This window comes from Pseudomonas sp. GW822-FHT05A08, assembly GCF_058800485.1.
In genome coordinates this window covers 5,746,310-5,761,926 of the sequence record NZ_CM179511.1, presented here as the reverse complement: position 1 = coordinate 5,761,926, position 15,617 = coordinate 5,746,310, and the positions used below count along the sequence as shown (strand labels likewise).

The window sequence follows — 15,617 nt, the reverse complement described above, 5'->3', positions numbered from 1 at the left end:
AGAGGATCTCCATGACCTTGCGCGTCGCGCTGCTTCTGCTTTTTGTCAGCCTGTCGGCTGGCTGTGTTCTTTCGGGGGATTTCAACCCGATGAAGACAAGCAAGGGGCGGGACGAGGCGCGTGAGGCCTATGTTCAGCTGGGCCTGGGGTATCTGCAACAAGGCATGACCGAACGGGCGAAAGTGCCGCTGAAAAAGGCCCTGGAGCTGGACGAGTCCGATGCTGACGCCAATGCCGCTCTGGCCTTGGTGTTCCAGGCCGAAATGGAACCCGAGCTGGCTGACCAGCATTACCGCAAGGCCCTGGCTGCGCGTCCCTCCGATGCCCGTATCCTGAACAACTACGGCAGCTTTCTCTTTGAAGAAAAACGTTACAAAGATGCTTATCAGCGCTTTGAACAGGCGGCTGCTGATACCCTGTACCCCGAGCGATCCCGAGTGTTCGAGAACCTTGGCATGACCGCCGCGATGCTGGGTGAGCGTGACCTGGCCCGGCAACAGCTGGAAAAAGCCCTGCGCCTGAACCGCCAGCAGCCTCGCGCATTGCTGGAAATGGCTGAGTTGTCCTTCGAAGATAGGCATTATGTGCCCGCACGCGACTATTACGATCGTTTTAGCCTGCTGAGCGAGCAAAATGCACGTAGTCTATTGCTCGGCGTTCGGCTGGCAACGGTGTTTGAAGATCGCGACAAGGCCGCCAGTTACGGCCTGCAATTAAAACGACTCTATCCCGGTACGCCGGAATATCAGCAATACCTGTCGGAGCAATGATGAAAGCGGCGCATCCCGAAGTTCTAGCAGCGACTCGCGTCAACCCCGGTGAGACCCTGCGTCAGGCCCGCGAAAGCAATGGTTGGTCGCTGGCTGAAGTGGCCCTCAAGCTCAATCTGACCGCAAACTCGTTGAGCAATCTGGAAGCCGGCGCTTTCGACAAACTGCCGGGGCATACCTTCGCCCGCGGTTATATCCGTGCCTATGCCAAGTTGCTGGGGATGGACCAGGCCGTTCTGGTCCAGGCCTTCGACCAATACACGGGCACCGATTCCCAGGGCAGCAATGTGCACAGCCTCGGTCGTATCGAAGAGCCAGTACGGGTTTCCCACACCATTTTGCGCATCGTCAGCCTGTTGCTGCTGATCGCGGTGATCGGTGGTGGTTTTATCTGGTGGCAGGATCAAACGTCCGTGCGCACCAAGGAGCTGGTTGGCCTCAATCAGGAACACGTCGAAGTCGAAGGGGCCGACGGCACCACGCAGATTCATCCGATCGACGAGCCGGAAGACCAGGCGGTCGTGGAAGGTCAGGCCGAGGGTGAAACCGCCCTGGCCCTGCCTGAAACCCCGGCTCCAGGCCAGACCCAGGCTGATGCTACAGCCCCTGCGCCAAGCGCGCCGGCTGCCGCACCTGCGGCCCCGGTTGCTCCTGCTCCAGTGGTCGTGGCACCGGCGGCACCAGCGCCGAGCGCTTCGGCCGCGCCTGCCCCTGTAGCGCCCGTGGTCGCAGCAGCGACTATTCCGGCTGCCCCGGCAGTTCCAACTGCTCCCGCCGCCGCGCCTGTAGCCGGCGCGGGTCAGGTACAGATCCAGTTCACAGCCGATTGCTGGACCCAGATCACCGACGGCAGCGGTAAAGTGTTGTTGAGTGGCCTGAAGCGCAAGGGCGAGACCGCCGATGTTTCCGGCAAGCCGCCATTTGCCGTGCGCCTGGGTTATGCCCGTGGTGCGCAGGTCAGCTACAACGGACAAGCGGTCGATGTGGCTCCGTTCACCAGTGGCGAGACTGCTCGCCTGAAGTTAGGTCAATAAGTCATGCACGGCGAATCTCCAATCAAACGTCGCGAGTCCCGCAAGATCTGGGTCGGCTCGGTACCCGTGGGTGGCGATGCCCCCATTGCCGTGCAGAGCATGACCAACAGCGACACCAACGATGTGGCGGCCACTGTGGCCCAGATCAACCGTCTGGAAGCCGCCGGTGTCGATATCGTGCGGGTTTCCGTACCGGATATGGACGCGGCCGAAGCTTTCGGCCGTATCAAGCAGCAGGTCAAGGTGCCGCTGGTTGCCGACATCCACTTCGACTACAAGATCGCCTTGCGCGTGGCCGAACTGGGCGTCGATTGCTTGCGGATCAACCCCGGCAACATCGGTCGTGAAGACCGCGTGCGTGCGGTGGTGGATGCGGCCCGTGATCGCGGGATCCCGATCCGTATCGGCGTCAACGCCGGTTCCCTGGAAAAGGACCTGCAGAAGAAATATGGCGAGCCGACCCCGGCGGCGCTGGTGGAGTCTGCCCTGCGCCACGTCGAGCACCTTGAGCGCCTGAACTTCAAGGACTTCAAGGTCAGTGTGAAAGCCTCCGACGTATTCATGGCCGTCGAGGCCTATCGCCTGTTGGCCAAGGAAATCATCCAGCCGCTGCACCTGGGGATCACCGAAGCCGGCGGTTTGCGTTCAGGCACGGTGAAATCCGCCGTGGGCCTCGGTATGCTGCTGGCCGAAGGGATTGGCGATACTATTCGCATCTCGTTGGCGGCCGACCCGGTCGAAGAAGTGAAAGTCGGCTACGACATTCTCAAGTCCCTGCATCTGCGTTCCCGTGGCATCAACTTCATCGCCTGCCCGAGCTGCTCGCGGCAGAATTTCGATGTGGTCAAGACCATGAACGAACTGGAAGGGCGTCTCGAGGATTTGCTGGTACCGCTGGACGTGGCGGTCATCGGTTGTGTGGTCAACGGTCCGGGCGAAGCCAAAGAGGCGCATATCGGCCTGACCGGCGGGACGCCGAACCTGATTTACATCGACGGCAAGCCGTCGCAGAAACTGACGAATGACAATCTTGTGGATCAACTGGAAAAGCTGATCCGCGAGAAAGCGGCCGAAAAGGTCGAAGCCGACGCAGCGCTGATCGCGCGCGGCTAATCGAACGAATTAAGGATTTTTTGTGAGCAAGTCTCTGCAAGCCATTCGTGGCATGAACGACATCCTGCCCGAGCAGACGCCCCTGTGGCGCTATTTCGAGGGCACCGTTGCGCGGTTACTGGATAACTACGGTTACAAGCAGATCCGTATGCCGATCGTCGAGTTCACCGAGCTGTTCAAGCGCTCCATCGGTGAGGTGACCGATATCGTCGAAAAAGAGATGTACACCTTCGACGACCGTAACGGCGACTCCCTGACCCTGCGTCCGGAAGGCACCGCGGCGTGCGTGCGCGCTGTGCTCGAGCATGGCATCACTGGCGGTGGCCAGGTGCAGAAACTCTGGTACATCGGCCCGATGTTCCGTCACGAGCGTCCGCAGAAAGGCCGTTATCGTCAGTTCCACCAGATCGGTTGCGAAGTCTTCAACCTCGACGGTCCGGACATCGACGCCGAACTGATCGTGCTGACCTGGCGCCTGTGGGGCGAACTGGGTATCCGTGACGCGGTCAAGCTCGAGCTGAACAGCCTGGGAACCGCCGAAGCCCGTGCGCGTTATCGCGATGCGCTGGTGACGTTCCTCTCGGCACGCATGGACAAGCTCGACGAAGACAGCCAGCGCCGCCTGAAAACCAACCCGCTGCGCGTGCTCGACACCAAGAACCCGGACACTCAAGCCGTACTGGTGGACGCGCCGAAGCTGGCCGACTACCTGGACGAAGAGTCCCGCGTGCACTTCGAGGGGCTCAAGGCCCGTCTGGATGCCGCCGGTATCCCTTATGTGATCAACCCGAAGCTGGTGCGCGGGCTGGATTACTACAGCAAGACCGTTTTCGAATGGGTCACCGACAAGCTCGGTGCCCAGGGCACCGTCTGTGCCGGCGGCCGCTACGACGGCCTGGTCGAGCAGATGGGCGGCAAGCCTACCCCGGGTGTCGGTTTTGCCATGGGTATCGAGCGTCTGGTACTGCTGCTGGAAACTCTGGAGCAGATCCCGGAAGAGATCTCGCGCCAGGTCGACGTTTACCTCTGCGCCTTCGGGGAAGCCGCCGAACTGGCTGCTCTGGCGTTGAGTGAACGGGTTCGTGACCAGTTGCCCAACCTGCGCCTGCAGATCAACGCCGGCGCCGGCAGCTTCAAGAGCCAGTTCAAAAAGGCCGACAAGAGCGGTGCGTTGTACGCATTGATCCTCGGTGACGACGAACTGGCCCAGCAAGTGGTAGGTTTCAAACCCCTGCGTGGCCAGGGCGAACAACAAAGCATTGCCTGGGATGCGCTCGCTGCACACCTGGCCACCTGCGTCGTGCAGGGTTGAAGCTGTCAAACAGCCGATTTAGCGAATAAGGAGTATTGGGGTGTCGAGTACCGAAGATGAACAGCTGGCGGATTTGAAGGACTGGTGGCAGCGCAACGGCAAGCCCCTGGTCACCGGCGGCCTGTTGGCGCTGGTCATCGTGTTCGGCTGGCAGGCCTGGCACAAGTATCAGAACAATCAATCGCAAGGCGCCTCGATGCTCTATCAGCAATTGCTGGAGACCACGCTGACGCCTGACGGCAAGCCGGATGCAGCCCGTGTTGCAGACCTGGCCGGCAAGCTCAACAGTGAGTTCGGCGGTACTGCCTACGCGCAATACGGCAGCCTGTTCGTCGCCAAGGTGGCGGTCGACACCGGCAAGCTGGACGACGCAGCGACCGAACTCAAAGCCATCTCCGACAAGCCGGCCAACCCGACGCTGGGCGAAATCGCCCGTCAGCGCCTGGCCCAGGTCCTGGCCGCGCAGAACAAGGCTGACGAAGCGCTGAAGCTGCTCGAAGGCGATGCCGACAAGGCATTCCTGGCCACTCGCGAAGAGCTCAAGGGCGACCTGCTGGTCCAATTGGGCCGTACTGACGAAGCCCATGCTGCGTATGAAAAAGCCAAGGCCGCGCTGTCCGATGAAGCGGCGGTCGGTGGCCTACAAATCAAGCTGGACGACCTGGCCAAAGGGGATGCGTGACGTGATCCGTTGGAAACATGCAGCATTGCTGGCTCTGGCCGTTCTGGCCGCGGGTTGCAGCAGCAACAGCAAGAAAGAATTGCCACCTGCCGAACTGGTCGACTTCAAAGAAGAAGTGGTCCTGCAGAAACAGTGGAGCCGTTCGGTCGGTGACGGCCAGGGCGAAACCTACAACATGCTGGTTCCGGCGATCGACGGCAGCACCATCTACGCCGCCGACGTCACTGGCGTGGTAGAGGCACTGGATCGCATGAACGGCGACGTCAAATGGAAACAGGACCTGGAGTTGCCTGTGTCCGGTGCCGTTGGCGTGGGTTACGGCCTGGTCATGATCGGTACCCTCAAGGGCGAAGTGGTCGCTCTGGACGCTTCGAGCGGCGAAGAGAAGTGGCGCGCGCGGGTGACCAGTGAAGTACTGGCTCCGCCGTCCACCAATGGCGATGTGGTGGTGGTCCAGACCCAGGATGACCGTGTGATTGGCCTCGATGCCGCCACCGGCAACCAGATGTGGGTCTACGACAGCACCCCGGCGGTACTGACCCTGCGTGGCACCAGTGCGCCAATCACCACCAACCGCCTGGCGGTCGCCGGTCTGTCGACCGGTAAAGTGGTGGCCCTGGATATCCGCAACGGCGTGCCGGTGTGGGAACAGCGCGTGGCTATTCCGCAAGGTCGTTCCGAGCTGGATCGCGTGGTCGACATCGACGGTGGCCTGCTGTTGTCCGGCGGCACCCTGTATGTCGCCAGCTACCAGGGTCGCGTAGCGGCGCTGGACCTGGAAAGCGGTCGTCCGCTCTGGCAGCGCGATGCTTCCAGCTATGCGGGTGTCGCTCAAGGTTTCGGCAGCGTCTATGTGAGCCTGTCCTCCGGCACCGTCGAAAGCATCGACGAGCGTTCCACCACTGCGCTGTGGAGCAACGACTCGCTGGCCCGCCGTCAACTGTCGGCCCCGGAAGTCTTCTCCAGCTACGTGGCGGTCGGTGACCTGGAAGGTTACCTGCACCTGCTGAGCCAGGTTGACGGTCGCTTCGTTGGCCGTGAGCGTATCGACAGCGATGGTCTGCGTGCGCGTCCTCTGGTAGTGGGCAACATGATTTATGTGTATGGCAACAGCGGCAAACTGGAAGCCCTGACCATCAAGTAATGGTTTGACTATGCTTGGGGTTGATCCCCAAGCGGCCTTGCCCCGGCAAGGTTCGCAGCACGTCATGTGCTGCCCCGAGCACCAGCCGCTGCCTCGCAGCGGCTTTTGTATTTTCTGAATTAACGCAGTGGAGAGCCGCATGGTTCCCGTAATCGCCCTGGTGGGCCGACCGAACGTCGGCAAGTCCACCTTGTTCAACCGCCTGACTCGGACTCGCGACGCCATTGTCGGCGACCTGTCCGGTCTGACCCGTGATCGCCAATACGGTGAGGCCAAGTGGCAAGGGCGTACCTACATTCTGATCGACACCGGCGGTATCTCCGGTGACGAGCATGGCATGGACGAAAAGATGGCCGAGCAGTCGCTGCTGGCCATCGAAGAAGCCGATGTCGTCCTGTTCCTGGTAGATGCCAAGGCCGGTTTCACTGCGGCCGACCAGATGATCGGCGAGCACCTGCGCAAACGTAACAAGACCTCTTACGTGATCGCCAACAAGGTCGACAATATCGACCCTGACATGGCGCGTGCCGAGTTCGCCCCGCTGGGCATGGGCGACGCGATCCCGATCGCCGGTGCTCACGGTCGTGGTATCACGCAGATGCTGGAAATCGCCCTGCGCGAGTTCCCGAAAGACGACGCAGACGAGCCGGAAGAGGGCGAGGAAGAAGTCGTAGCCGAAGGCGAGGAAGCCAAGCGCATTCCGGGCCCGAGCGAAAAAGACGGGATCAAGATCGCCATCATCGGTCGGCCGAACGTGGGCAAGTCCACCCTGGTCAACCGCATGCTCGGCGAAGACCGGGTCATCGTCTATGACCAGCCGGGCACCACTCGGGACAGTATCTACATTCCCTTCGAGCGTAACGAAGAGAAGTACACGCTGATCGACACCGCCGGTGTGCGCAAGCGCGGCAAGATCCACGAGGAAGTTGAAAAGTTCTCGGTGGTCAAGACCCTGCAGGCGATCAAGGACGCCAACGTGGTGATCTTCGTCATGGACGCCCGCGAAGGCGTGGTGGATCACGACCTGAACCTGCTGGGCTTTGCCCTGGAAGCAGGCCGGGCGCTGGTCATCGCCCTGAACAAATGGGATGGCATGGACCCGCGCGAGCGTGACTATGTGAAGACCGAGCTGGAGCGCCGGTTGTTCTTCGTCGACTTCGCCGACATCCACTTCATCTCGGCGTTGCACGGTACTGGCGTGGGCAACCTCTACCAGTCGGTGCAGAACTCCTTCAAGTCCGCGGTAACCCGCTGGCCGACCAGCCGCCTGACGCAGATTCTCGAAGACGCCGTGAGCGAGCACGCGCCACCGATGGTCAACAACCGTCGCATCAAGCTGCGTTATGCCCACCTGGGTGGTGCCAATCCGCCGCTGATCGTGATCCACGGCAACCAGGTGGAGAAGGTGCCGAAGTCTTATGTGCGCTACCTGGAAAACACCTACCGGCGTGTTCTGAAACTGGTCGGTACGCCGATCCGCATCGAATTCAAGGGCGGCGAAAACCCGTACGAAGGCAACAAGAACACGCTCACCGACCGTCAGGTCAACAAGAAGCGTCGTTTGATGACACACCACAAGAAGGCCGAGAAGAAGCGCAAAGACAAGCGCTGACACAGCGCTTCGAGTTGCAAGCCACAAGCTACAAGTAGAAAAGTGGCAAGGGCTTGCAGCTTATGGCTTACAGCTTGTAGCTGCGACTAAAAAGGGTCCTTGAGGGACCCTTTTTTAATCGCCGCCCTTTGGGCTATTCTCGGGACCTCCCCGAGCCGCCGTAGAGCCGGGTGTTCAGCAGGGAATCACCCATGATCACCAGTAAGCTGCCGAATGTCGGCACCACCATCTTCACGCAAATGTCGCAGCTCGCCGTGGAAACCGGCGCGCTGAACCTGTCCCAGGGTTTTCCCGATTTCGATGGCCCGCAGGCCCTGCGCGATGCCGTCGCCCGGCATATCGCCAGCGGCCACAACCAATACGCACCGATGACCGGCCTGCCGGCCTTGCGCCAGCAAGTGGCGGCCAAGATCGCCCGCAGTTATGGCGTGCAGGTGAATGCCGATACCGAGGTAACCATCACTCCGGGCGCCACCCAGGCGATCTTCTGCGCCATCCAGGCAGTGATCCAGCCCGGTGATGAAGTGATCGTCTTCGATCCTTGCTACGACAGCTATGAGCCTTCGGTGGAGCTGGCCGGCGGGCGCTGCGTGCATGTACAGCTTGGCCTGAACGATTTCGCCATCGACTGGCAGAAGCTTGGCGAAGCCCTTAGCCCGCGTACGCGGATGATCATTCTCAATGCCCCGCACAACCCCAGCGGTGCGCTGATCAGCCGTGCCGAACTGGACCAGTTGGCGGCGCTGATTCGCGATCGGGATATCTACCTGGTCAGCGACGAGGTGTACGAGCATCTGGTATTCGACGGCATCCCCCACGTCAGCGTGCTGGCCCATGAGGAGCTGTACCAACGGGCATTTGTGGTCAGTTCCTTTGGCAAGACCTATCACGTGACCGGTTGGAAAACCGGCTACGTGGTCGCTCCGCCGGCCCTGAGCGCGGAGCTGCGCAAGGTGCATCAATATGTCAGCTTCTGCGGCGTGACCCCTTTGCAGTACGCTCTGGCGGACTACATGGCCGAACACCCGGAACATGTCGAAGAGCTACCCGGTTTCTATCAGGCCAAGCGCGACCTGTTCTGCGACCTGCTGGCACCTTCGCGATTCAGCTTTACCCGGGTGGCCGGTACTTACTTCCAACTGGTGGACTACTCGCAGATCCGCCCGGACCTGAATGACGTCGAGATGGCGATCTGGATGACCCGCGAGCACGGTGTCGCGACCATTCCGGTGTCGGTGTTCTACCGCGAGCCACCACAAGGACAGCGTCTGGTAAGGCTATGCTTTGCCAAGCGTGAGGAGACGCTGCGTCAGGCAGCGGAGAAGCTATGCGTGATCTGAGTGCTTTGCCCAATCTGAATGTGGCGCTGATCCAGACCTCTCTGGTCTGGCACGACCGCCAGGCCAATCTCGAGCACTTCGAGCTGTTGCTCGAACAGGCCCGGGGCGCCGACCTGATTATCCTGCCGGAAATGTTCACCACCGGATTTTCCATGGAGTCCGAAGCCCTCGCCGAGGCGGAAAACGGTCCGACCAGCAAGTGGCTGCGCAGCCAGGCCGCCAGGCTCGATGCGGTCATCACTGGCAGCGTGATTATCCAGGCCGCCGACGGCAGCCACCGCAACCGCCTGCTGTGGGCTCGCCCTGACGGTGAGGTCTGGCATTACGATAAACGCCATCTGTTCCGCATGGCGGGCGAGCACGATCACTACACGCCAGGCGAGCGTCAGGTGCAATTCGAACTCAAGGGTTGGCGGGTCAGGCCGCTGATCTGCTACGACCTGCGCTTTCCGGTGTGGAGCCGCGATGCCCGGGATACCGACTTGCTGCTGTACACGGCCAACTGGCCGGGGGCACGGCGCCAGCACTGGAACCGTTTGTTGCCGGCCAGGGCCATCGAAAACTTGTGTTATGTGGCCGCGGTCAATCGGGTCGGCACCGACGGCAAGGGGTTTGCCTACACCGGGGATAGCCAGGTGCTGGATTTCCAGGGCGAGACCCTGCTCAGCGCCGGTGAGGCCGACGGAGTATTCCAGGTCTGCCTGAATGCCGCGGATCTGGCGGCCTATCGCGCGCGCTTTCCAGCCTACCTCGATGCGGACACCTTCGAGTTCACCCAGGCTTAAAGATCTGTCGGGGTGGGCCGTTAAGGGGTAAGAGGATTTTCAGGGAGATTTGTCATGACCACTATCGGTGCCGCGAGCATCAATCCATTCCCGTTGGGGGCCGCGCCGCAAAAGCTTAACATCGCCGAGCAGCAGGCCAGCCCGCTCGAGGTGCAGGACAAGGGCGCTGTCGATGACAGCGACTCGGTGAGTGTCGACATGCAGGAGTACGGTGCCAAGGCCGACTTCAGCTCATCCACCGCTGATATCGTCGCGCAGTTGCAGAAGCAGATCGACCAGACCGAAAAGACCCTGTCCGAGCAGCAGTCGCAATTGTCCGGGGTGCAGAAGGGCCAGGCGAGCGAGGAGCAGAAGGCGCAACAGGCCTTGGAGGTGCAGGCGCAGATCGCGATCACCGCCAACAACCTGCAAGTATTGCAGGCGGCCTTGCTCCAGGCGCTGACGGCGCGGATCAATACCACCGCCTGAGCGGGGCAATAAATACACAGCCAAAAAAAGCCCCGGATCATCCGGGGCTTTTTTGTCGCCGTAAAACCGTCAGGCGGCTTTGGCGTCCAGCTGGCTCAGGGAGCGGTTCAGCGCGCTGAACAGGGCCTTGAAGCTGGCGGTGGTGATGTTTTCATCGATACCCACACCGTGCACCGCACGCTCGCCGTTCACGCGCAGCTCGATATAGGCGGCAGCCTTGGCGTTGGTGCCCGCGCCGATGGCGTGCTCGTTGTAGTCCATGATTTCCACCGGAACCGGCAAGCCGGCCACCAGGGCTTCCAGGGCGCCATTGCCCTTGCCACGCCAGTGCAGGTTGGTCTCGCCCTGGCCCTTGCCGGACACTTCCACTTCCACGGCGCTGTGGCCGTTTTCTTCCTGCAGGCGATGGCTGACCAGCGCGTACGGGGTGTTGGCCTGCAAGTATTCGCTGTGGAGCAGCGCGTGGATCTGCTGGGCGGTCATCTCCAGGCCCAGGCGATCGGTTTCACGCTGTACCACCTGGCTGAACTCGATCTGCATGCGGCGTGGCAAGCTGATGCCGTATTCCTGTTCCAGCAGGTAGGCGATACCGCCTTTGCCCGACTGGCTGTTGACACGAATCACCGCCTCGTAGCTGCGACCGATGTCGGCCGGGTCGATCGGCAAGTACGGCACTTCCCACAGCGCATCGGATTTCTGCTGGGCGAAACCCTTGCGGATAGCGTCCTGGTGCGAGCCGGAGAAGGCGGTGTGAACCAGGTCGCCGACATACGGATGACGCGGGTGAACCGGGATCTGGTTGCACTCTTCGACCACTTTGCGCACGCCGTCGATATCGGAGAAATCCAGTTCCGGATCGATGCCCTGGGTGTAGAGGTTCAGGGCTACGGTGACCAGGTCGACGTTGCCGGTGCGTTCGCCGTTGCCGAACAGGCAGCCTTCGACGCGGTCGGCGCCGGCCATCAAGCCCAGCTCGGTGGCGGCTACGCCGGTACCACGGTCGTTGTGGGTGTGCAGGCTGATGATCACGCTGTCACGACGGTTGATGTGGCGACCGAACCATTCGATCTGGTCGGCATAGATGTTCGGCGTGGCGACTTCGACGGTGGCCGGCAGGTTGAGGATCACCTTGTTGGCTGGCGTCGGGTTCCAGACCTCGATCACTGCGTCGCAGACTTCCTTGGCGAACTCCAGCTCAGTGGCGCTGAAGGTCTCTGGCGAGTATTCGAACTGCCATTGGGTTTCCGGCTGCTGGGCGGCATATTTGACGAACAGCTTGGCGGCGTTCACCGCGATCTCTTTCACGCCTTCCTTGTCCTGGTTGAAGACAATGCGGCGGAACGACGGGCTGGTGGCGTTGTACAGGTGGACGATGGCTTTCTTCGCCCCGCGCAACGATTCGAAGGTCCGGGCGATCAGGTCTTCACGGGCCTGGGTCAGCACCTGGATGGTGGTGTCGTCCGGGATGTGGCCGCCTTCGATCAGGGTACGCACGAAGTCGAAGTCGGTCTGCGACGCGGCCGGGAAGGAGGCCTCGATTTCTTTCACGCCGACGGCGACCAGGGTTTTCCAGAAGCGCAGTTTCTTCACCGCATCCATTGGCTCGATCAACGACTGGTTGCCATCACGCAGGTCGGAGCTGCACCAGATCGGCGCGCGGGTGATGGTCTTCGACGGCCAGGTGCGGTCCGGCAAGTTGATGGTCGGGAACGCGCGGTACTTCGAGGAAGGGTCTTTGAGCATGCTCATGGGGAAATCCTTATTGTCCGGGCCGAGAAGAGGCGGCCTGCCGGTGAATCAATGGGTGTGTTGTTTGAAGCAGGGGACGAGGTACCGCGACTCAACCTGGCAGTCGTGCGCTGACGAGGCAGAGGCTTCGGTGTTGACGGCGCTGAATGAGGGTGTGAGAGGTTTTCATGCCCTCAACCCTAACCACTGGGGTGAAAGATGGCAAGCAGTCGAAAAAAATTGAGATAAATCTCTTAAAAATGGTTTTTTGCGAGATTTTATTCTGTCGAGCTTACGGCTGGCTCGATCTTATTGCGCAGAGTTTTGAACCTGCGCAATCCCTGCGGGAGCCACGGCTCAGGGCTGGAAGGCCCCGATAAAGATCGCCGGATCGACCCGGGCGTCGTTCAGGCTGACGTTCCAGTGCATGTGCGGCCCGGTGGCGCGCCCGGTGGAGCCGACTTTCCCGACCACCCCGCCGCGGGCCAGTTGCTGGCCAACCTTCACGTCGATCTTCGACATATGGCAGAACATGCTGATAAAGCCCTGGCCGTGGTCGACGAATACGGTATTGCCGTTGAAAAAGTAATTGCCGATCAGGATCACCTTGCCGGCCGCCGGCGTCTTGATCGGCGTCCCCGCAGGTACCGCGAAGTCCAGCCCGGCGTGTGGATTGCGCTCCTCACCGTTGAAGAAGCGGCGGACGCCGAACTTGCTCGATAGCGGGCCGCTCACCGGCTTGTCCAGCAGCAGATTGCTCGGAGTGTTGGGGCTGAAACTGCGGTAGGCGCGGACCTGCTCGGCCAACTCGGCGTCGATGCGCTTGAGGTCGGCCGGATCGGGGTTGACCTGGCGTTTGTTCTTCAGCGTGATGTGCTGTTCCGGGTATTTCTTGCTGGTCACGCTGAAGTTCAGGCTGCGGCCGCCAGCACTGATTTGCTGGGTACCGGGTTTGACGGTCAGGGGGATGCCGACAATCGCCAGCCAGTTGTTCTGTTCCTTGACTACCAGCAGCGGTTTTCCCTGGTAGCTGGCCTTGGGCGCCTGGGCGGCGCTGCCCAGGTCGATCACCGCCACGCCGCCGGGCACCGGTTTGTTCAGCAGGCGCGTGATGTAGCTATCGGCGTGGGCGTTGAAGGTCAGGCACAGCAACAACAAGGAGCTAAGAAAACGCGGCATGGATCAATCCAGTAAAGAAAGGGTGACAGGCGTCAGGTGATTATCCTCGACCCGGACCTGCAGTTCGCCTTCGCCGAGCCGGGCCTTGAGGCGCTGTCCCGGCTGGGTCTGTGCGGCGCTGCGAATGGCCTGGCCGCGTTCGTCCAGCAGGATGCTGTAGCCACGGCCCAGGGTGGCCAGCGGGCTGACCACATGCAGGGTCTGCATCTGGCTTTGCAGTTGCAGGCGACGGGATTTCAGACCTTCGCGCATGGCCCGTGGCAGGCGTTCGGCCAGGCTGTCGAGGCGTTGCCGCAGCAGCGCCAGTTGACGCCCGGGGTGTTGGCCGACGAGCCGGGTTTCCAGGCGAATCAGGCGCTCGCGGCGGGTATTGAGGCTGCGCTCGAACGCCCGGCGCATACGCATGTCCAGGTCGTCCAGGCGCTGCGCTTGCTGGCGCAGGCGCTCACCTGGGTGACGCAGGCGCCGGGCCATGCCTTCCAGGCGCAGGCGATCACGCAGCAACCGGTCGCGCATGCGCATCACCAGGCGTCGATGCAGGCTTTCGACGCGGTGTTGCAGGTCGCTGGAGTCCGGCGCGAGCAGTTCGGCGGCCGCCGAGGGCGTTGGTGCGCGCACGTCGGCGACGAAGTCGCTGATCGAGACGTCGGTTTCATGACCCACGGCGCTGACGATCGGCGTGACACAGGCATCCACCGCCCGGGCCACGGCTTCTTCGTTGAAGCACCAGAGGTCTTCCAGGGAGCCGCCGCCACGGGCCAGGATCAGCGCGTCGAAGCCCCGGGCATCGGCCATTTTCAGGGCGCGGACGATCTGCGCGGTCGCCTCGCGGCCTTGTACGGCGGTAGGGATCAGGGTCAGGGCCACCTGTGGCGCTCGGCGCCGGAACACGCTGATGATGTCGCGAATCACCGCGCCGGTCGGCGAACTGATAATGCCGATGCGCTGCGGATGGGCGGGCAGCGGCACTTTGCGTTCGCTGCTGAACAGGCCTTCGGCGCTGAGCTTTTCCTTCAGCGCATCGAAGGCCAGGCGCAGGGCGCCGTCGCCGGCCGGTTCGACCGTATCGAGGATCAACTGGTAGTCGCCGCGGCCTTCGAACAGCGAGACCTTGCCGCGCACCTTGACCGCCAAGCCGTCCTTCAGCGCCTGGCGCACCCGCGCGGCATTTTGCCGAAACAGCGCGCAGCGCACCTGGGCACCGCTGTCCTTGAGGGTGAAATACACATGGCCGGACGCCGGGCGGGCGAGGTTGGATATTTCGCCTTCGACCCAGATGTTGCTGAACACGTCTTCCAGCAACACCCGCGCACGGCCGTTGAGCTGGCTGACGGTCAGGACTTCGCGGTCCAGGCCGAGTCTTGCAAAGGGATCTTTAATCATGGGGCGCAGTTTAAAGGCATTCGGCAAACAATCTCCATGGATCGAAACAAAAGGAGACGATGCCTTTGCCGGCCTCGAATACGCCTTCGGCGGTTAAGGCGTGAGAGCGTTGTGGAAGTGTTCGATGAACTGCTTGACCAAAGGTGTCGGATCTTGCCGACAGGCGAGGGCGACCGTGCTCTGGCAGGCCGGGTCCGCCAAGGGCAGGAAGTGCAGGCTGGCGGGCGCGATGTCACGCATCGACTCGGGCAGCAGGGCGATGCCGAATCCAGCCTGGATCAGTTGCAGCTGCGTGGTCTTGCGCGACAGTACCCGTGCCGCCTTGGGGAAAAAGCCCTGGCGCATGCACAGCTCGGCCGACAGGTAACTCAGGCCGCCACGCTGCGGATGGGGAATGGAGATAAAGGCTTCGTTGCGCAGTTGCGCCAGATCCACGCCCTGCTTGGGAGGATCTGCTGCCAGAGGGTGGCCCGGCGGCACGGCCAGCAGCAGGCGTTCGCTGAACAGTGGCGTGATCCGCACGCCCTCGCGCTGGCGCAGTACCGGCAGTCGCAGCAGGCCGATATCCAGCCGGCCTTCGGCGACTTCTTCCAACTGCGCTTCGGAAGACAGGGTGGCGATGTCCATCGAGGCCCCCGGGCACTGCTCCAGGTAACCGCTGATGGCCCGCAGCAGGCGGCCGCTCATGGACACGGTGCTGGAGTGGCTCAGGCGCAATGTTCCCAGCTGCCCCTGGCCGACCTGGGTCGCCAGTTCGCTGGCCTTGTTCAGCTCATCGAGCAGGTTGCGGGCGCGCGGGTAGAACGCTTCGCCCGCCGCCGTCAGCCTGGGCAGGCGCGCGGTGCGCTCGAACAGCGGGGTCTTGAGGTGGGTTTCCAGTTCCCTGATCTGCCGGCTGAGGGCGGACTGGGCAATAAACAGGCGTTCGGCGGCGGCGCTGAAACTGCCGCTGTCGGCGATTTCCACGAAGTAGCGCAGTTGGCGGGTTGAAATCACGCGTCATGCCTTTTTGAGATGGGTGGATGGCTTTGATGATATTAGTCGCAAGGCTTGTGGCTGGCTAAAGT

14 protein-coding genes are annotated in these 15,617 nt (G+C 61.9%); 10 read left to right on the top strand and 4 right to left on the bottom strand.

Features of this window, described 5'->3' with window-relative positions:
- Positions 1-11 precede the first annotated feature (11 nt).
- The 10 genes from pilW (at position 12) to AC3RCP_RS25835 (ending at position 10,260) form a co-directional block, all read left to right on the top strand.
- Positions 12-770, top strand: a complete 759-nt coding sequence (gene pilW / locus AC3RCP_RS25880) for a type IV pilus biogenesis/stability protein PilW (RefSeq protein ID WP_007929533.1) — start codon at positions 12-14, stop codon at positions 768-770.
- Positions 770-1,804 carry a RodZ domain-containing protein gene (locus tag AC3RCP_RS25875; protein ID WP_101338986.1) on the top strand — a complete coding sequence of 345 codons (1,035 nt, stop codon included), beginning with the start codon at positions 770-772 and terminating at the stop codon, positions 1,802-1,804. The genes pilW and AC3RCP_RS25875 overlap by 1 nt, the downstream gene beginning before the upstream one ends.
- A 3-nt stretch (positions 1,805-1,807) precedes the next feature.
- Positions 1,808-2,917, top strand: coding sequence for a flavodoxin-dependent (E)-4-hydroxy-3-methylbut-2-enyl-diphosphate synthase (gene ispG, locus AC3RCP_RS25870; RefSeq protein ID WP_007929536.1), 1,110 nt, complete (start codon positions 1,808-1,810; stop codon positions 2,915-2,917).
- A 22-nt stretch (positions 2,918-2,939) separates the two neighbouring features.
- Positions 2,940-4,229, top strand: a complete 1,290-nt coding sequence (hisS, locus tag AC3RCP_RS25865; protein ID WP_009045435.1) for a histidine--tRNA ligase — start codon at positions 2,940-2,942, stop codon at positions 4,227-4,229.
- 40 nt (positions 4,230-4,269) lie between these two features.
- Positions 4,270-4,911 (top strand): tetratricopeptide repeat protein, encoded by a 642-nt coding sequence (locus AC3RCP_RS25860; protein ID WP_492570759.1) that lies wholly within the window; start codon positions 4,270-4,272, stop codon positions 4,909-4,911.
- On the top strand, positions 4,904-6,055 hold the full coding sequence (gene bamB / locus AC3RCP_RS25855) for an outer membrane protein assembly factor BamB (RefSeq protein ID WP_009045434.1): 1,152 nt from the start codon (positions 4,904-4,906) through the stop codon (positions 6,053-6,055). Before AC3RCP_RS25860 ends, bamB begins: the two co-directional genes overlap by 8 nt.
- 139 nt (positions 6,056-6,194) lie before the next feature.
- Positions 6,195-7,667: a ribosome biogenesis GTPase Der gene (gene der / locus AC3RCP_RS25850; protein WP_007929542.1), complete on the top strand. Its 1,473-nt coding sequence runs from the start codon at positions 6,195-6,197 to the stop codon at positions 7,665-7,667.
- 191 nt (positions 7,668-7,858) lie between these two features.
- Positions 7,859-9,007, top strand: coding sequence for a pyridoxal phosphate-dependent aminotransferase (locus tag AC3RCP_RS25845; protein WP_101338984.1), 1,149 nt, complete (start codon positions 7,859-7,861; stop codon positions 9,005-9,007).
- Entirely contained in the window at positions 8,995-9,792 is a 798-nt protein-coding gene (locus AC3RCP_RS25840) for an amidohydrolase (protein ID WP_007929544.1), read from the top strand. Before AC3RCP_RS25845 ends, AC3RCP_RS25840 begins: the two co-directional genes overlap by 13 nt.
- A 54-nt stretch (positions 9,793-9,846) precedes the next feature.
- Positions 9,847-10,260: a hypothetical protein gene (locus AC3RCP_RS25835; RefSeq protein ID WP_087090054.1), complete on the top strand. Its 414-nt coding sequence runs from the start codon at positions 9,847-9,849 to the stop codon at positions 10,258-10,260.
- 69 nt (positions 10,261-10,329) lie between these two features.
- Here AC3RCP_RS25835 and leuA read toward each other — a convergent pair whose 3' ends face one another.
- From leuA to AC3RCP_RS25815, 4 genes are all read right to left on the bottom strand, one after another.
- A complete protein-coding gene (gene leuA / locus AC3RCP_RS25830) occupies positions 10,330-12,009 on the bottom strand; it encodes a 2-isopropylmalate synthase (protein ID WP_007929549.1) in 1,680 nt (559 codons plus the stop codon).
- Positions 12,010-12,345: 336 nt separating this feature from the next.
- A complete protein-coding gene (locus tag AC3RCP_RS25825) occupies positions 12,346-13,167 on the bottom strand; it encodes a peptidoglycan DD-metalloendopeptidase family protein (RefSeq protein WP_063432877.1) in 822 nt (273 codons plus the stop codon).
- Between the two features lie 3 nt (positions 13,168-13,170).
- Positions 13,171-14,550, bottom strand: a complete 1,380-nt coding sequence (gene xseA, locus AC3RCP_RS25820; protein WP_492570760.1) for an exodeoxyribonuclease VII large subunit — start codon at positions 14,548-14,550, stop codon at positions 13,171-13,173.
- A 93-nt stretch (positions 14,551-14,643) separates the two neighbouring features.
- Positions 14,644-15,546, bottom strand: coding sequence for a LysR family transcriptional regulator (locus AC3RCP_RS25815; protein ID WP_101338981.1), 903 nt, complete (start codon positions 15,544-15,546; stop codon positions 14,644-14,646).
- Positions 15,547-15,617: the final 71 nt, after the last annotated feature.